Annotated in this window: 15 protein-coding genes; 8 read left to right on the plus strand and 7 right to left on the minus strand. The window is 74.7% G+C overall.

The window, feature by feature from the left end; genetic code table 11:
* Nucleotides 1–34: 34 nt before the first annotated feature.
* Both AC1Q5D_RS06955 and AC1Q5D_RS06960 read right to left on the minus strand, forming a co-directional pair.
* Nucleotides 35–328, minus strand: coding sequence for a hypothetical protein (locus AC1Q5D_RS06955; protein WP_481737849.1), 294 nt, complete (start codon nt 326–328; stop codon nt 35–37).
* Nucleotides 329–377: 49 nt separating this feature from the next.
* Nucleotides 378–722 carry a WXG100 family type VII secretion target gene (locus AC1Q5D_RS06960; protein ID WP_481737850.1) on the minus strand — a complete coding sequence of 115 codons (345 nt, stop codon included), beginning with the start codon at nt 720–722 and terminating at the stop codon, nt 378–380.
* A gap of 221 nt (nt 723–943) precedes the next feature.
* On the opposite strand from AC1Q5D_RS06960, the gene AC1Q5D_RS06965 reads away from it, so the two are divergent.
* The 5 genes from AC1Q5D_RS06965 to rarD are packed head-to-tail and all read left to right on the plus strand — an operon-like array spanning nt 944 to nt 8,624.
* Nucleotides 944–1,249, plus strand: a complete 306-nt coding sequence (locus tag AC1Q5D_RS06965) for a hypothetical protein (protein ID WP_481737851.1) — start codon at nt 944–946, stop codon at nt 1,247–1,249.
* Between the two features lie 2 nt (nt 1,250–1,251).
* A complete protein-coding gene (gene eccD, locus AC1Q5D_RS06970) occupies nt 1,252–2,592 on the plus strand; it encodes a type VII secretion integral membrane protein EccD (protein WP_481737852.1) in 1,341 nt (446 codons plus the stop codon).
* 13 nt (nt 2,593–2,605) lie between these two features.
* Complete coding sequence (locus AC1Q5D_RS06975; RefSeq protein ID WP_481737853.1) at nt 2,606–3,658, plus strand: nucleotide-binding protein; 1,053 nt, start codon at nt 2,606–2,608, stop codon at nt 3,656–3,658.
* Nucleotides 3,658–7,629: a type VII secretion protein EccCa gene (gene eccCa, locus AC1Q5D_RS06980; protein ID WP_481737854.1), complete on the plus strand. Its 3,972-nt coding sequence runs from the start codon at nt 3,658–3,660 to the stop codon at nt 7,627–7,629. Before AC1Q5D_RS06975 ends, eccCa begins: the two co-directional genes overlap by 1 nt.
* 38 nt (nt 7,630–7,667) lie before the next feature.
* Nucleotides 7,668–8,624 (plus strand): EamA family transporter RarD, encoded by a 957-nt coding sequence (gene rarD / locus AC1Q5D_RS06985; protein WP_481737855.1) that lies wholly within the window; start codon nt 7,668–7,670, stop codon nt 8,622–8,624.
* Nucleotides 8,625–8,688: 64 nt separating this feature from the next.
* On the opposite strand, the gene gabT is transcribed toward rarD, so the two are convergent.
* The 3 genes from gabT to AC1Q5D_RS07000 form a co-directional block, all read right to left on the minus strand.
* A complete protein-coding gene (gabT, locus tag AC1Q5D_RS06990; RefSeq protein ID WP_481737856.1) occupies nt 8,689–10,035 on the minus strand; it encodes a 4-aminobutyrate--2-oxoglutarate transaminase in 1,347 nt (448 codons plus the stop codon).
* A gap of 421 nt (nt 10,036–10,456) precedes the next feature.
* A complete protein-coding gene (locus AC1Q5D_RS06995) occupies nt 10,457–10,594 on the minus strand; it encodes a methionine/alanine import family NSS transporter small subunit (RefSeq protein WP_481737857.1) in 138 nt (45 codons plus the stop codon).
* Entirely contained in the window at nt 10,591–12,165 is a 1,575-nt protein-coding gene (locus AC1Q5D_RS07000; protein ID WP_481737858.1) for a sodium-dependent transporter, read from the minus strand. Before AC1Q5D_RS07000 ends, AC1Q5D_RS06995 begins: the two co-directional genes overlap by 4 nt.
* A 134-nt stretch (nt 12,166–12,299) precedes the next feature.
* On the opposite strand from AC1Q5D_RS07000, the gene AC1Q5D_RS07005 reads away from it, so the two are divergent.
* From AC1Q5D_RS07005 to AC1Q5D_RS07015, 3 genes are read left to right on the plus strand one after another with little or no spacing between them, the layout of a single operon-like run.
* Nucleotides 12,300–13,724 carry a PucR family transcriptional regulator gene (locus tag AC1Q5D_RS07005; protein ID WP_481737859.1) on the plus strand — a complete coding sequence of 475 codons (1,425 nt, stop codon included), beginning with the start codon at nt 12,300–12,302 and terminating at the stop codon, nt 13,722–13,724.
* 10 nt (nt 13,725–13,734) lie between these two features.
* Nucleotides 13,735–14,172 carry a hypothetical protein gene (locus tag AC1Q5D_RS07010; RefSeq protein ID WP_481737860.1) on the plus strand — a complete coding sequence of 146 codons (438 nt, stop codon included), beginning with the start codon at nt 13,735–13,737 and terminating at the stop codon, nt 14,170–14,172.
* Nucleotides 14,173–14,176: 4 nt separating this feature from the next.
* Nucleotides 14,177–14,659, plus strand: coding sequence for an HIT family protein (locus AC1Q5D_RS07015; protein WP_481737861.1), 483 nt, complete (start codon nt 14,177–14,179; stop codon nt 14,657–14,659).
* Nucleotides 14,660–14,707: 48 nt separating this feature from the next.
* On the opposite strand, the gene AC1Q5D_RS07020 is transcribed toward AC1Q5D_RS07015, so the two are convergent.
* Together AC1Q5D_RS07020 and AC1Q5D_RS07025 are read right to left on the minus strand one after the other, a co-directional pair.
* Nucleotides 14,708–15,805, minus strand: coding sequence for a polyprenyl synthetase family protein (locus AC1Q5D_RS07020; RefSeq protein WP_481737862.1), 1,098 nt, complete (start codon nt 15,803–15,805; stop codon nt 14,708–14,710).
* A gap of 8 nt (nt 15,806–15,813) precedes the next feature.
* The gene (locus AC1Q5D_RS07025) at nt 15,814–17,136 is read right to left on the minus strand and encodes a geranylgeranyl reductase family protein (RefSeq protein ID WP_481737863.1); all 1,323 of its coding nucleotides are present in this window, start codon (nt 17,134–17,136) and stop codon (nt 15,814–15,816) included.
* Nucleotides 17,137–17,141 lie beyond the last annotated feature (5 nt).

The following is a 17,141-nucleotide window of genomic DNA, read 5'->3' on the forward strand; positions in this document are numbered from 1 at the left end:
GGCACCCGCGTGTGCCGGGCGTCACCGGGAGCGGTCAGATGCCGTCGACGATCCTGCCGACGCGGGAGCCCGTCTGGTTGGCCGTGACCTGGTTCTTGTTCAGCAGCTCGCGCGCCTGGCGGACGAGGTCGAGCGTCTCGTTGGCCGCGTCGATCCAGGCCTTCTCCTTGGCGTCGTAGCCCTCGCGGTTCTGCGCGTCCTCCCAGTTCTCGGCGACGAACGCCTTCTGCTGCTCGCGGTCGCCGATGATGCCCTCGATCTGGCCGGCGATGCGGAGGACGTCGCCCTCGATGCGCGCGGCGTGTCCCTCGTCGAATGAGATGGTCATGTCTGGTCCTTTCCGGGCGCGGTGCGCCGGTGTCGTGGAGGGGGTGCGGCTAGGAGCCGATGTTGAAGCCGCGGACGGAGACGCCCGAGGCGCGGCCCGCGGCGGAGCTGCCGTCGGACTCCATCGTGTCGTCCATCTCGATGTAGGCCTTGGCGGTGTCCGCCTGGCCGCGGTTGATGGACGCCAGCGCGGCCACGAGCTGGCCCTGCACCCGGTTCGATTCGCGCATGAACTCGTGGTACGCCGCGGCGGCGTTGCCCTTGAACGTGCTCTTGAGGTCCTCGACGCCGTCGGCGAGCTCCTCGACCAGCTTGATCAGCTGGACGCCCGAGTCCTCGGACTGCTGGACGGCGCTGCCCATCGCGTCGACGTTCATCTTGCCCTTGAAGCCCATGCCCCTGGTTCCCCTTCGCTTGCCCGGACGCTGTCCGGGTGGTGTGTGGTCCGGGATTAATCCAACGCCGGGAGCAAGACGGGGTCAAGGACCGGCCATGGGGAGTTCTCCCCCAGGGCGGAACCGCCCTTCCGGCCCGCGGCGGCCGCCCCGCGGGGCCCTGGCCTGACATGATGGAGCGCGGAACGATCGCTCGGCGCGGGAAGACGGAGGGGACAGATTTGGCCACGGAATTCGACAGCCAACTCATCGAGTCGGTGGCGGTGCGGCGGAGCCGGCTGGCGAACGCGCTGCTGTTCGGGGAGAACCCCATCCAGCGCAGGTACCGGCCCAGCGCCCGGCACTTCCTGTTCAGCCTCGTCGCCGCGGCGCTCGTCGCCGCCGTGTGCGTGGGCGTCGCGTTCGTGGCGGACCTGCTCGCCGACCGGCAGGCCGAGGAGGAGCGCCGCCGCGGCCAGGCCGGGCCCGCGGTCGTCCTCGAGCTGGAGCCGGTCCGGCCGGCGCCCGCGACGGCCCGGGGGGCCTGACCGTGTCCGGGCCCTACACCCGCGTCACCCTGCTCGGCGCCCGCCGCCACGTGGACCTGCTCCTCCCGTCCACGGCCGCGACGGGGACGCTGATGCCCCAGCTGCTGGACCTGCTCGGGGACGGGCCCGGCGAGCGCCTGGCCGCCAAGGTCCTGCTGGACCCGGCGGGCGAGCCGATCGCGGCGCAGGCGTCCCTCGCGGACGCCGGCGTGGCCGACGGCGCGCGCCTGACCCTGCTCAACAGCCACGAGGCCCCTCCCCCGGCCGTGGTGTACGACCTCGCGGACACGGTCGTCGAGGGCACCGGGCGCGTGCCCGGGCTGTGGACGCGGAGCCACCTCGTGGCCGCGTCCGGGGTGTTCTCCGGCGCGGCGTTCCTGGCCGGGCTCGAGCTGCTCGTCGCCCGCTCCCTGCCGGCGGCCGGGTGGTGGGTGCTGCTCGCGGCGGGGGCCGTGCTGTTGGGCCTCGGCGCCGCGCTGGGCCGGGCGTCCCGGCCGGTCGCGGCCACGCTGGCCGGAACCGGGTTCGCCGCCGCGGTGCTCGGCGTCCTGCGCTGGGACGCGGAGGCGGGCTGGCGCGCCCTGGCCGCGGCCGCGGCCGCCGTCGCGCTGCTGGCCGCGCTCGGCGCCATCGCCGGCCGCCCGCGGGGACCGCTCACCGGCGCCGCCGTCGCCGCCGTCCTCACGGCCGCGTGGGCCGTCGCCGTTCCGCTGGCGTCGTGGGCGTCCACGGGCCCCGGAGACGCCGCGGGGGTCGGCGGATTCGCCGCCGTGGCCACCGTCCTGCTCCTCGGCGCGCTGCCCCCGCTCGCCCTGTCCGCGTCCGGCCTGGCCACGCTGGACGACTCGCGGGCCCGCGGCGGGAGCATCCTGCGCACGGACGCCGTTGCCGCCCTGCAGTCGGCCCACCACGGCCTGAGCCTGGCCGTCCTGGCGGCCGCCACCTCGGCGGGCGTGGCCCTGTGGCTGGTCGGGGCCGGCACGGCCCACCCCGAATGGTCGCTGCCGCTGCTGCTGGCCCTGGTGCTCGCGACGGCGCTCCGGGCCCGCTCCTTCCCGCTGGCCGTGCAGCGCCACGCCCTGTTCGCCGCGGCCGCCGCCGGCGCGTGGTCCGGCCTGCGCACCGTCGTCGCCCTCGCCCCGGGCCTGGCCTGGCTGGTGGCCGCGGGCCTGCTGGCCCTGGCCCTGTGCATCGGTTTCGGCCTGGCCGTGCGCCTGCCGGACCACACGCAGGCGCGGATGCGCCAGGTCTTCGAGCGCCTCGAGACGCTCGCCATCCTCGCCACGGTCCCCCTCCTGATCGGCCACTACGGCGTCTTCGCCCGGCTGCTCGAGTCGTTCTAAGGAAGCGCCGCGCATGAGCCCCCACCAGTCCCCCGGGCAGCCGCACGGCGCCGACGGGCGCCCCGCCGACCCCTGGGCGCCCGCCCCTCCGTCCCGGAGAAGCCGCCGGCAGACGGAGGAGTCCCGGCCGCGGGACCCCGGCGCCGCACCTCCGGCGTCCGCCCCGGACGGCGTCGGCGCGCCGCTCGAGGCCGACCGCCTCCGGCTGGCCCGCACGACGGCGGCGGGCCGCGGACCGCTCGGCGCCCTGCGCGCCCTATTCACGTCCGACCGGACGCCGCTGGACCTGGCCGAGGCGGCGGCCGGCGCCCAGGCGGCCGTCACCACGGGGCGGCGGATCGCCGTCGTCTCCTCGCGCGGCGGCGCCGGGAAGACGACGGCGGCGGCCCTGCTGGCACGCGTCTACGCTTCCGTGCGCCCCGACTCCGTCTCCGTCCTGGACCTCGACCCCGGCCACGGGAGCCTCGCGCTGCGCCTGGGCCTGGACCGCGCGGCCCCGGTCGATGCGCTGGTCCCGCGGACCACGGCCGGGCGCGCGCCGTCCGCCGCGGACCTGCGGGGCCTGCTCGCCCCCGCGGCCCCGAACCTCTTCGCGACCGGGCCGCGCTCCGGTGTGGCGCCGGCGGAGGCGCCCGCGCTGCGCCAGACCTGCGCGGCCGTTTCCCGCTACTTCCCGATCACGCTGCTGGACTGCCCGACCGGGACCGAGTCGCCGGCCGCGCAGGCGGCGCTGGCGGACTGCCACGCCGCCGTGTATGCGGTCCCGGCGACGCTCTCCGGCCTGGACGACGCCCTCCACCGGCTGGCCGAGTGGCGCGCCGACCCGCGCCTGGCGCCGATCCCGTTCGCGGTGCTGGTCCTGCAGCAGGACCGCGCCTCGGCCCTGGCCGCCCTGGACCAGGCCGGCCGACTGTCCCGGCTGGGCCTGCCCGCCTACGCGCTCGGCTACGACGCGCACCTGGCCGCGGGCTCGACGCTCGATCCGGCCCGGATGGCGCCGCGGCACCGCCAGGCCGCGGCGGGGCTGGCCGCGAAGGCCCTGGCCCTGGCCAACGGGAGGGCGTAGTGGGCCAGCGCATCGTCCACCGTCCCGCCCGGACCACCCCGCCGCTGCGCGCGTTCCGCCCGTTCGCGATCGAGGGCCCGCCGCCGGTCGAGGGCGAGGCCCCCGGGCTGAACCTCATGGGCATCGTGCCGATGCTCGGCGGCGCCGTCTCGATGACGGTGATGATGGTGTTCCGCAACTCACCGTTCGCGGCGGTCGGGGCCATGATGATGGTCCTGACCGTGGTCATCGCGGTCTTCATGCTCTTCAGCCAGCGCGGCAGGCGGCAGCGGCAGCGCGCCGAGGCCCGCGGCGCCTACACCGACTACCTCGAGCGGACGCGCGTGGCCCTGCGCGCGGACGAACAGGAGGCCGTCGCCGCCGCCCGCGCCAGCTGCCCGCCGCCGCAGGCGCTCTTCGACATCGTGCGCACGCCCCTGCGCCTGTGGGAGCGCCGGCGCGGCCACGAGGACTTCCTCTCGGTGCGCCTCGGCACCGGCGAGCGCCCGTGCCGCGCCATCACGGTCACGGAGCAGGCCGCCTCGACGCAGCAGGCCGACGCGTTCATGGTGGCCGAGGCGGAGTTCCTGCGCCGCCGCTACGCGGCGAGCCCGGAGCTGCCGATCACGGTCCCGCTGGACTCGGTCGGCAACGTCAGCGTCGTCGGGTCCCGGGGCTTCGCCCTGGCCGTCGCCCGGAACCTGCTCGCCGGGGCCGCCGCGTTCCACTCGCCCGAGGACCTCGAGCTGGGGCTGGCGGTCCCGCGGCACGCGCACGCGGACTGGGACTGGGTCACGTGGCTGCCGCACCTGGCGGACCAGGGCCGGCAGGAGCCCACGGGCCCGGCGCGGCGCATCGCCCCGGACCTCCAGTCCCTGGGCGCCCTGGCCGCGGACGATCTGGCGGCCCGCGCCAAGGCCGCCGTGGAGGCCCGCAAGACGGACCGCTCCCTGGGGCAGGCCCTGTCCCGCCTGCTGGTCGTCTCCGACACGCACGGCTCCCGCAGCGCGGAGCTGCCGCTGGGCGACGCGTTCGCCGACCCCGCCGTCATGGCCCTGACGGTGGTGCACCTGGTCGCCGACCGCGCGGACGAGCCCTCGGACGTCGCCGTGCGCATCACCGAGACCGGCGACGGCTTCCGCGTCCAGGACTACCGGCGCGACCGCGTCCACCCGGAGACCGTCGAGGGCCGGCTGGACGCCCTGCCGGTGGCGACGGCCGAGGCCCTGGCGCGCGAGCTCGCGCCGCTGCGGCTGAGCCCGGACTCCCTCGAGCACCCGGGGGCCGGCGAGGGGTCGGCCAGCTTCCTGCAGATGCTCGGGCTCACGCCGCGGCTGGACCGGGCCGACGTCGAGCGCACGTGGCGTCCGCGCTCCGACGCAGACTTCCTGCGCGTCCCGCTCGGGCCCGACGACCGGGGCCGGCCCGCCATGCTCGACCTCAAGGAGTCCGCGCAGCTCGGGATGGGCCCGCACGGGCTGTGCGTCGGGGCCACGGGGTCCGGGAAGTCCGAGATGCTCCGTTCCCTGGTGTTCGGCCTGCTGGCCACGCACTCCCCGGACCGGCTCGCCCTGGTGCTTGTCGACTTCAAGGGCGGCGCGACGTTCGCCCCGTTCGAGGGGGCCCCGCAGGTCGCGGGCATCATCACGAACCTCTCCGACGACCTGTCCCTGGTCGAGCGCGTGTACGCGAGCCTCAACGGGGAGATCCTGCGCCGGCAGGAGGTCCTCAAGGCGGCCGGGAACATCGCGAACATCACGGACTACCAGGCCCGCCGGGCGGAGGCGCTGGCCCGCGGCGAGCACCTGGAGCCGCTGCCGCACCTGGTGGTCATCATCGACGAGTTCGGCGAGCTGCTCACCGCGCGCCCGGACTTCATCGACCTGTTCCTCTCCATCGGGCGCATCGGCCGCTCGATCGGCGTGCACCTGCTGCTGAGCAGCCAGCGCGTCGAGTCCGGCAAGCTGCGCGGCCTGGAGACGTACCTGTCCTACCGGATCGGGCTGCGCACGCTGTCCGAGTCCGAGTCCCGCACCGTCCTGGACACGCCCGACGCGTTCCACCTGCCCCCGGTGCCGGGCTACGGCTACCTCAAGGTAGACACGACGGTCTACACGAGGTTCAAGTCCGGCTACGTCTCCGGCCCCCTCGAGGCGGAGCGCGAGCCGGAGCGGCCGGTGGCCGCCGAGGTCCCCGCCGTCGTCCCCGTCCCGCTGTACGCGGGCGGGGAGGCCGACGGCGGCGCTGGCGCCGCTCCGGCCAGCCGCGCGCCGCGGCGCTCCACCGGCCCGACCGTGATGTCCACGCTGATGGACACGCTGCGCACGTTCCCGCGCTCCGTGCAGGAGATCTGGCTGCCCCCGCTGCCGGACGCCGTGGCCCTGGACGCCGCCGCGGGCGGCATCCGCCCGGGCGAGGAGGGCCTGCGCCTGGCCGCCGGCGGGCGTCTGCGCGTGCCGATCGGGCTGCTCGACGACCCGGCCCGCCAGTGGCAGGGCCTGTGGGAGATCGACTTCGCCGCCGCCGGCGGGAACCTCGCCATCACGGGCGGCCCCCAGTCCGGCCGCAGCACCGCCCTGCGCACCATCGTGGCGGCGCTGGCGCTGACGCACTCCCCCCGCGAGGTCGGCGTCTACTGCGTCGACCTGCTGGGGTCCGCCCTGCTCCCGCTGGGCGGGCTGCCCCATGTCGGCGGGACCGCGATCCGCACCAACCGCGAGGTGGTCCGCCGCACGGTCGAGGAGCTGCTCGGCATGCTGCTCGTGCGCGAACGCGTGTTCGAGGAGCGGCAGATCGACTCCCTCGCCACGATGCGCCGGCTCAAGGCGGAGGGCCGGCTGCCCGAACTGCCCAGCGCCGACGTGTTCCTGGTCGTCGACGGTTTCGGGCAGGTCGCGGAGGACTTCGAGGAGCTCCGGGAGGGCGTCAACACGCTCATCACGCGCGGCGGCGGCTACGGCATCCACGTGGTCGCCACCCTGAACCGGAGCGCCGAGCTGCGCATGGCCCAGCAGGGCTTCTTCGGCCACCGCATCGAGCTGGCGCTGACGGACCCGGCCGACTCGGCGATCGACCGCAAGGCCGCCGCCGGCGTCAGCCAGGAGGCGCCGGGCCGCGGCCTGGACGACAGCCGGCTGGTGGGACACATCGCCCTGCCCCGGATCGACGGGTCGGCGGGCGTGGAGGACCTCCCGGAGGGCCTCGCGGCGCTCGTGGCCCAGGTGGCGGAGTCCACCCGCGAGACGGCGATGCGCGTGCGGGTGCTTCCGCCCGCCACCCCGCTGTCCTCCGTGCCGGTCCCGGCCGCGCGCGGCGTCGTGCCGCTGGGCCTGCGCGAGGTGGACCTGTCCCCGCTGCTGCTGGACACGACGTCGAAGGACCGCCACCTCGTCGTCCTCGGCGACGAGGGCAGCGGCAAGTCGAACCTGCTGCGCACGGTCGTCTCGACGCTCGTGGAGCAGCACACCCCGGACGAGCTGCTGTTCGCCGTGTACGACCCGCGCAAGGGCCTCGACGACGTCGTCCCGGACGACTACCTGGGCGGGTACGCGGGCAGCGCCGCCGTCGGCGAGCAGCTCTCCGCCGCCCTGGCCAAGGAGCTGCAGCTGCGCACGACGGGCGGCTCCGGCGACGAGCGGCCGGGCACTGCGCGGCTCGTCGTCCTCGTCGACGACTACGACATCCTCACCGCCGGCGGCGGCCGGCCCCTGGGGGCGCTGGGCTCGTACCTGCCGATGGCCGCGGAGCTCGACCTGAACGTGGTCCTCACCCGGAAGGTGCGCGGCGCGAGCCGCGGCCTGTACGAGTCGTTCTTCGCGACCCTGCGGGACTCGGGCACCTCGGCCCTGGTCATGAACGGGGAGCGCTCCGAGGGTGCGCTCGTGAACAACATCCGGGCCCGCCCGCTGCCCCCGGGCCGCGGCCAACTGGTCCAGACGGGCCGGCCCGTGCAGACGATCCAGACGTTCCTGAACCCGGGCACCCCCGGGTGAGGCGGAATAGGACCGGGCCGCCGGCGGTTGGTGCGGACATGAGCCCCTCCCAGCCCGCGGCGGCCCGCCGTGCCCACTCCCCCGCGGCCGCGCCGTCCCTGGACCGGACGGGCCTGCTGCAGGGGCTCGGGGCGTACGGCCTCTGGGGCCTGTTCCCGCTGTACTTCCTGTCCGTGTCGGCGGCCGCGCCGACCGAGATCGTCGCGCACCGGATCACGTGGAGCCTGCTGTTCCTGGCCGTCCTGCTCACGGCCACGCGCGGCTGGCGGAATGTGCGGACCGCCGCGGCCACCCCGCGCGCGCTGGGCACCCTGGCGCTGGCCGCGGTCTTCATCTCCGTCAACTGGGTGGTGTACGCGCTGGCCGTGCTGACCGGGCACGCAGTGGAGGCGGCCCTCGGCTACTTCATCAACCCGCTCGTCTCCGCCGGGCTCGGCGTCCTCCTCCTCAAGGAGCGCCTGAGCCGGCTGCAGTGGACGGCCCTGGGCTTCGGGCTGGCGGCCGTCCTCGTGCTCGCGTTCGCGTACGGTTCGGTGCCGTGGATCGCCCTGGCGCTGGCGTGCTCGTTCGGTCTCTACGGGTTCGTGAAGAACCGGGTGGGCCGCAGCGTCGGGGCCGCGGCCAGCCTGACCGTGGAGACCGCGCTGGTGGTGCTGCCCGCGGTCGCCTACCTCGTCTGGCTCGGCCTCCGCGGCGAGGGGACGTTCCTGGCCGTGGGGCCGCTGCACACGTGGCTGCTCGTGGCCAGCGGGGCGGTCACGGCCGTGCCGCTGCTGCTGTTCGGCTCCGCCGCCCGCCGCCTGCCGCTGAGCACCGTGGGCACGCTGCAGTTCATCACGCCGACACTGCAGTTCATCCTGGCGCTGACCGTCTTCGGCGAGCCGATGCCGCCGGAGCGGCTGGCCGGCTTCGTCCTCGTCTGGGTCGCGGTGGTCCTGCTGGCCGTGGACATGTGGCGGCGGCAGCGCTCCAACCCCGCCGTCGTCCGCGCCTGACGCCCCCCCGTCGCCGGCGCGTCACCGGCTCGGGCGCACCGCGGCCCGCGTGGTGCGTGGCGCGCTAGGCGTTCTTGCGGATCGCCGCCTCGAGGACGTCGAGCGCGTCGGCGAGCAGCTCGTCTCCGATGACCAGCGGCGGCAGCAGGCGGATGACGTTGCCGTAGGTGCCGCAGGTCAGGATGAGGACGCCCTCGGCGAGGCAGTCCGCCGCGATCGCCTTGGCCAGGTCCGCGTCCGGCTCCTTGCCGCCGGGCTTCACGAACTCGATGGCGAGCATGGCGCCGCGGCCGCGCAGGTCGCCGATGGACGCAAACTCGCCGGCGAGCGGGCGCAGCCGGCCGTAGAAGGCCGACTCGATGGCCCGGGCCCGTCCGTTGAGGTCCTCGTCGCGCATGGCCTGGATGGCCGCCAGGGCACCGGCGACGGCGACCGGGTTGCCGCCGTAGGTACCGCCGAGGCCGCCCGGGTGGACGGCGTCGAGCAGCTCGGCGCGGCCCACGATGCCGGAGAGCGGCATGCCGCCGGCGATGCCCTTGGCGAGGGTGACGATGTCGGGGACGACGCCGTCGTGCTCGGACGCGAACCACGCGCCGGTGCGGCAGAAGCCGGACTGGACCTCGTCGGCGACGAAGACGATGCCCTGCTCCTTGGCCCACTCGGCGACCCGGGGCAGGAAGCCCTCGGCCGGGACGATGAAGCCGCCCTCGCCCTGGATGGGCTCGATGATGATGGCCGCGATCTGGTCGCCGCCGATCTGCTTCTCCATGGCCAGGATGGCGCGCTCGGCGGCCTCCTTGCCCGTGATCGAGGGGTTCTCCTCGCGGAAGGGGTAGCTCATCGGCACCCGGTAGATCTCCGGCGCCAGCGGGCCGAAGCCGCGCTTGTAGGGGGCGGACTTCGCGGTGAGGCCCATCGTGAGGTTGGTGCGGCCGTGGTAGGCGTGGTCGAAGGCGACGACGGCCTGGCGGCCCGTGGCGAGGCGCGCGACCTTGATGGCGTTCTCCACGGCCTCGGAGCCGGAGTTGAAGAACACGGCCTTCTTCGCGTGGGTGCCCGGGGTGAGCTCGGCGAGCTGCTCGGCGAGCTCGACGTAGCCCTCGTACGGCGTGACCATGAAGCACGTGTGGGTGAAGCGCCCGGCCTGCTCGGCGACGGCGGCGGCGACCTTCGGGTGCGAGGCGCCGACGGTGGTCACGGCGATGCCGGAGCCCATGTCGACGAGGCTGTTGCCGTCGACGTCCAGGATGATGCCGCCGTCCGCGTCGGCGGCGTACACCGGGGCGACGGAGGCGACGCCGGCGGCGACGGCCCGGTCGCGGCGCTCGGCCAGGGCCCTCGACTTGGGGCCGGGGAACGGGCCGACGATGTTGCGCTTCTGCTCCAGGCGGTGGCTGGTGGTGGTCTCCACGGGCGGTGGCTCCTTGGTGGGGCGGTCGGTCTGGACTGCGGGCGCGGAGCGCCCCGGCGGGGCGTGATCCCCGTCTCGCTATCGAGACTACGCGGACGGCGCCAACCGGTGCCACGGCCAAGGCGACAGGGGATCCCGGAAAACGCAGTGCAGGTGCACAGCCCCTCCGTCGGGAGGGCCGCCGCGCGGCCGCCGGTTCCCTCGCGGCCGCCTCGCCGTCCCCAGGAATTCACGTCCCCGCCCCGGTGCGGGCGCCCGTGTGACGCCGGCCCGTGCGCGGGGGCCCGGGGCCGGCGCCCGCATGGAGCCCGGCGCCGCACGCGCGAGGGGCCGCACGCGCGAGGGGCCGCCCCCCACGGGTGGGAGGCGGCCCCTGTCGGGCACCGGGCGCGGCGGCCGGCGCGGTGTGTTGGCCTGCGGCCTAGAGCTCCGTGCGGAGCTCGTCGGGCATGGCCTCCTCGTCCTCGGGATGGCGCGCCAGGTTCACCAGGGCCAGGACGAACCCGCCCCAGATGGTGACGATGGCGATGACCAGGAACGTGATGGCAAGCGGTGTCATCGGGAGGCCTCCTTCTCTTCCCGGTCGCGGATCGCGTCGTACTCGGGATCGTGGGCCCGGGACCTCGGGCCCCAGGGGATGAGCGTGAGCAGGACCGCCACGACGACCAGGGCCCCGGCCATGCCCCACCCGTACACGGCCAGGAAGTCCAGCGGGTAGCCCTCGTAGGGCTCCGCGATCTTCGTGGCGAACTCGTTGTAGAGCATGTAGGCCAGCGCCAGCGGGACGACGACGGCGACGAGCGCCATCCACGTGCCGCGCATCTTCACGGACGAGACCCTGTTCAGGTGGCCCGAGAGCGTCGGCAGCTTGCGGAAGATCCAGGCGACGACGATGACCGCGACCAGCGCGCCGGCGAGGATGCCGAAGCTGTTGACGAACGCGTCGAACGTGTCCAGCAGGTACAGCCCGGTGACGGTCGGGAACAGCACGATCGAGATCAGCGCGACGGGGACCGTGACGACCAGCGAGGCGGGCACGCGGGCCCAGCCCAGCTTGTCCTGCACGGCCGCGACGATGACCTCGAGGATGGAGATCAGCGACGTGAGCCCCGCGAACACGAGCGAACCGAAGAAGAGCAGCCCCAGCACCGCGCCGAACGGGGCCTGGGAGACGATCGTCGGGAAGGCCACGAACGCCAGGCCGACGCCCGCGGTCGCGACGTCGCCGACGCTCTGGCCGGCCGCCTGCGCCATGAAGCCGAGCGCCGCGAAGACGCCGATGCCGGCCAGCAGCTCGAAGCCGGAGTTCGCGAAGCCCACGACCATTCCGGAACCGGTCAGGTCCGTCTTGCGCTTGAGGTACGACGAGTAGGTGATCATGATGCCGAAGGCCACGGACAGCGAGAAGAAGATGTGGCCGTAGGCGGCGGCCCACACGGTCGGGTCGGCCAGGGCCGCCCAGTCCGGGGTGAAGAAGTTGTTCAGGCCCTCGACGGCGCCGGGCAGGAACAGGGCGCTGACGACGAGCAGGAGGAACATGACGGTCAGCAGCGGCATGAAGATCGAGTTGGCCGCGGAGATGCCCTTGCGGATGCCACCGACCATGATGCCGATGACCACGAGCCAGACGACCAGCAGCGGCCAGAAGACGGCCGGCACGTAGTCGAGCTCGATGCCGGGGGCCGCGGCGACCTGCAGGAACTCGCCCGTCAGGAAGTCCCCGGGGCTGTCGCCCCAGGCCTCCGTGACGGAGAACCCGGCGTACATGGCGGCCCACGCGATGATGACGGCGTAGTAGATGGCGATGATGAAGCAGACGAGCACCTGCCACCAGCCCAGGAACTCGGCGCCCCGGTGGAGGCGCCGGTAGGCCAGCGGCGCGGAGCCGCGGAACTTGTGGCCGATCGAGTAGTCGAGGAACAGGAGCGGGATGCCCGCGGTCAGCAGGGCCGCAAGGTAGGGGATGAGGAAGGCCCCGCCGCCGTTGTCGTAGGCGACGTACGGGAACCGCCAGATGTTCCCGAGCCCGACGGCGGAGCCGACTGCGGAGAGGATGAACAGCTTGCGCGAGGAGAACGTCTCGCGGGCCGCCGGGGCCGGCGCCGTCCCTCCCGGTGTGTGAGTGGTCATGGCCATACGGTAGACCCGTGCCACATTGGCCACAACGAACCACTCCGGGCACGGCGCACCCCGTCCTCCGGGGCAGGGCATCCGACCAGTGCCACGCGCGGTGATTCGGTCCAATGCACAACTAGAATCGGTGCATGGCCATGACGCTCGCCGGGCTGCTTGCCGCCGGCTCCCTCGACCTGCGCCCCGTCACCGACCCGGGGCCGGACGCCGACCAGCCCATTGCGTGGGCGGCCGTGACCGAGCTGGCCGACCCCTCGCCCTTCCTCTCCGGCGGCGAGATCCTGCTGACCACCGGCGTGCGCCAGAAGACCGTGGCCGCGCAGACCTCCTTCGTGGACCGGGCCCGGGCCGCCGGCGTCGTCGCCCTGGGCTACGCCACGGGCCTGACCCACGCCCGCGTCCCGGCGGCCACGGTGCGGCGCGCCACCGAGGTCGGCCTCCCCGTCTTCGAGGTCCCCTACGCGACGCCGTTCGTCGCCATCACTCGCATGGTGTCCGAGTCGATCAACCGCGACCACGTGGACCGGCTCGAACGGCTGCTGCGCGGCCACCAGCGGCTGGCGTCGGCCCTGCTCTCCGGCGGCGGCCTGCAGCGGCTGCTCGAGGAGCTGGCCGCCCGGCTGGGCACGCGCGTGGCGCTCGAGCAGTACGGCGCGTTCCTGCACGGGCGCACCGACGGCGGCGAGTGGCACCGGGTCCCGGTGGCCACCGGGCTGAAGGACGCGTGCACGCTGCACGTGGCCGGCCCCCCGGCGGACGACGCGATCGTCGGCTACGCGCAGTCGCTGATCGGCGTCGAGCTCGCCGCGCAGGCGCGGCTGCGGGAGTCGCGGCGGACGACGGCGGGGCAGGTCCTCGGCGACCTCGCCCGCGGCAGGGTGGCGGGCCAGGACGCGGTCCTGCGCCTGCAGTCCGTCGGCATCGCCGCCGCCGCGCGGCACGCGGTCCTCGTCGCGGACGCGGACGGGACCGCCCAGCGCACGCTGGCGACCCTCCCCCTGCCGCCGGGGCTGGAGGATGCGACGGCGGCGCTCGTGGACCGGCGCCTCGCCGTCGTCCTGCCCACCGCCGACGGACGCGAGGCCGCGGCCGGACTGGCCGGCTACCTCGCCGGGGCCGGCGTGCCGGCCCGCGTGTCCTACGGCGGCGGCTACGCGGAGGCGACCGGGCTGCGCTGGAGCTACTTCGAGGCGGTCGAGGCCCTGCGGCACGGGCAGGACGTCAACCACCCCTCCCGGCTGTCCCTGACGTCCCTGCTGCTCACGGCCCGGGACGTGCCGATCGGGGACCTCGCCGCGGAGGCGCTGGACCCGCTGACGGACTTCGACGCCGCGCACGGCGGGGGCCTGCTGGAGACGCTGCGCCGCTACCTGGAGCTCGACGGCAGCGTGGGGGCCGTGGCCGAGGACCTCGGCCTGCACCGCAACACCGTCCGCTACCGGCTGGGCCAGATCGCGCAGCTGTCCGGGTTCGACCCGACGACCACAGCGGACCGGGTCCAGCTGTGGCTCGCGCTGGCCGCCCGCGACGTGGGGCGGGGCACCGGGGACGGATAGGATCGGAACCATGGCTGACATCTTCCTGGACAAGTTCCGCTCGCTGGTCCCCCAGTACCTCGACGACGCGTGGGTCCCGGAGGACGGGCTGGCCGCGACGGAGCTCGCGGGGGCCCTGGACGACGCCGGCGTCGAGGAGCTGCCGCAGTCGATGCGCGAGTTCTACCGCGCGCTCGGCGGGTGCGACGACCTCATGGAGGCCTACTACTTCTTCTTCGACCCGGACGAGCTCGAGGTCGAGGACGGCTACCTGCTGTTCATGGAGGACGAGGACGAGCGCTACGTGTGGGGCGTGCGGGCGGACCAGCTCGACGTCGCGGACCCGATCGTGCACCGCCGGAACAACGCCCGCGGCACGTGGAAGAGCGAGGACGGGACGTTCAGCGAGTACGTCCTGGACATGTTCGCGTGGGTCTTCGAGGAGCTCGAGCCGGAGCTGGAGGACTAGCCGGGTGGGCGCGGCGTCCTGGCGCAGCCACGCGCCCGACGGCTACGCCTGCCCCTTCTGCGAGCTGCTCGCCGGCGGGCCCTTCTCCCCCGGCAACCTGTGCGCGCCCACGGACCTGGTGTGGCGCGACGGGAGGGTGGCCGTGATCATGGCGTGCGACGGGTTCGGCCCCTACGGCGGGCATGCCATGGTCATCCCGGAGGCCCACCACGAGGCGCTCTACGACCTGGACGACGCGACGGCGGGGGCCGTGATGCTGGCGACCCGGCGCACCGCGCTGGCGATGAAGGCGGCCTGGAACCCGGAGGGCACCAGCACGCGCCAGCACAACGAGCCGGCCGGGAACCAGCACGTGTGGCACTACCACCAGCACGTGTTCCCGCGCTACCACGGGGACATGCTCTACGGGCAGGTGCGCCACCGGGTCGCGGTCGAGGAGCGGGCCCGCAAGGCGGCCGAGCTGCGGGCCGCCTTCGGCGCCGGCTGAGCCGGGGCCGCCGCGCCCCGCACCCGCGGACCGGCCGTCCGCCGGCGCCTACATCTCGCGGGTGACGACGGCGTCCGCGAACGCCGCGAGGGACTCCTTGACGGGCCCCTCGGGCAGCGGCGCGAGCGCGTCGCGGGCGGCGTCGGCCCACTCGCGGGCCACGGCCCACGCGCGCTCGGTCGCGGGGTGGGCCGCGACGGCGGCCACCGCGTCCGCCAGCTCCGCGTCGCCGCTGAGGTCCCCGTCGACCTTGGCGAGCGCGTCCGCGGCGGAGGCGTCGCCGTCGGCCGCCGCCTGGCGCAGGAGGAGCACGGGCAGCGTGGGCACGCCCTCGCGCAGGTCCGTGCCCGGGGTCTTGCCGGAGCGGACCTGCGCGCCGGTGACGTCGATGACGTCGTCGGCCAGCTGGAACGCCGTCCCGACCTTCTCGCCGTAGTCGCGCATGGTCTCGGCCCACTGGCCGCCGCCGCCGAAGAGCGCGCCGAAGACGCCGGAGGTCGAGAGCAGGGACGCGGTCTTGTCCGCGATGACCTGCAGGTAGTGCTCGACGGGGTCCTGGTCCTCGCGCGGGCCGACCGTCTCGTGCAGCTGGCCCAGGCACAGCCGCTCGAACGTGCGCGCCTGGAGGTTCACCGCCTCGGCCCCGAGCTCCGCGCCGAGGACGGACGCGCGCGCGAAGATCAGGTCGCCGGTGAGGATGGCCACCGAGTTGCCCCACACCTCGTGCGCCGTGGGGGCGCCGCGCCGGTAGGGGGCCGAATCCATGACGTCGTCGTGGTACAGGGTCGCCAGGTGGGTCATCTCGCACACCGCGGCGGCCTGGACGACGTCGTCGTTGACGCCCGTGCCGAGAAGGGACGCGAGGATCACCAGCAGCGGGCGCACGCGCTTGCCCCCGGCCTCGACGAGGTGGCGGCTGGTCGCGTCGATCAGCGGGTCGGAGTTGGCCACCGCGTCGCGCAGCAGCTTCTCCACCTTGGCCATGGCCGTACTGATCGCGGGCCCGAACTCCGGGTCCTCGGCGACGGCCCGGAAGCCGGCCGGAAGCGCGATGCCCGCGGCGAGGGCGGCGGTGGCCGGGTTGGCGTCGTAGGACTCGGGCAGGCCGTGTCCGGCCGCGGTCCAGTTGCTCTGGGATTCAGTCACGGTGGCGCTTATCTCTGGTGGTCCTGGGCCGGGCCGGCGGGGGTGCGCGGCGGCCGCTGGTTGTTGGTCGGGGGCGCGAGCCCCTCGAGGACATGGATCACTCTATCCTCAAAGGCCCGCCCGTCGCGGTCGGACAGGTTCGCCAGGAGGCGGACGACGATGCGCATCAGCGGCGGGACGGACATGCCGGTGCGCAGCGCGAGGCGCATGATGCGCGGGTCCCCGATGAGCCGGGCGAACGCCCGGCCCAGCGTGAAGTGGCTGCCCCAGCTCTCGCGGACGATCTGCGCGTACCGGGCGTAGTGGGCGTCCCGGGCCGCCGTGGACGCCCCGGCCAGCCGGGCCCCGCCGTCGGCCACGAGCTCCGCGGCCAGGCGCGCCGACTCCATGGCGTAGCTGATGCCCTCCCCGTTGAAGGGCGAGACCATGCCGCCGGCGTCGCCGAGCAGCAGCAGGCCCGGCGAGTAGTGGGGCGTGCGGTTGAAGCCCATGGGCAGGGCCGCGCCACGGACCGGGCCGCGCTGGTTCTGCTCGGTGAACCCCCACTCGGCGGGGAGCCCGGAGGTCCAGTCGCGCAGGACCTGCCGGTAGTCGATCCGGCCGAACTGCTTCGACGAGTTCAGGATCCCGAGGCCCACGTTGCAGGTCCCGTCGCCGACGCCGAACACCCAGCCGTAGCCCGGCAGGGGCCGCCCGGACGCGTCGGGCAGCTCGAGCCAGCCCTCCATCCAGTCCATCTCGTGGCGCGGGCTGTCGAAGTAGGTGCGGTAGGCGACGCCGAGCGGGCGGTCGTCGCGCTTCTCGTAGCCGAGGCTGACGGCGGTGCGCGTGGAGTTCCCGTCCGCCGCCAGGACCAGGTCCGCGGCGAATTCGCGCTCCTCGCCGGTGCGCCGGCCGCGCTCGTCCAGGACGTTGGCCCGCACGCCGGTGACGCGGCCGGACGCGTCGCGGACTGCCGCGGTGACGGCGTGGCGCTCCAGGATCCGGGCGCCGGCGGACTGGGCGTGGCGGGCCAGGGCCTCGTCGAAGCCCAGCCGGGTGCGGACCAGGCCGTAGTCGGGGAAGTCGGACAGGTCGGGCCAGGCCACCTCGAGGGCCCGGCCGCCGGCCACGAGGCGCAGTCCCCGGTTGCGGCGCCAGCCGTCCGCCTCGTCGTGCGGCAGGCCCAGCAGCTGCAGCTCGCGCACGGCGCGCGGGGTCAGCCCGTCGCCGCACACCTTCTCCCGCGGGAAGGACGTCTTCTCCAGGACGGTGGTCTCGATGCCCGCCCGGGCCAGGTGGTACGCGGCCGTCGACCCCGCGGGGCCGGCGCCGATGATCAGCACGGACACGGGCG

The organism is Arthrobacter paludis (assembly GCF_056782315.1).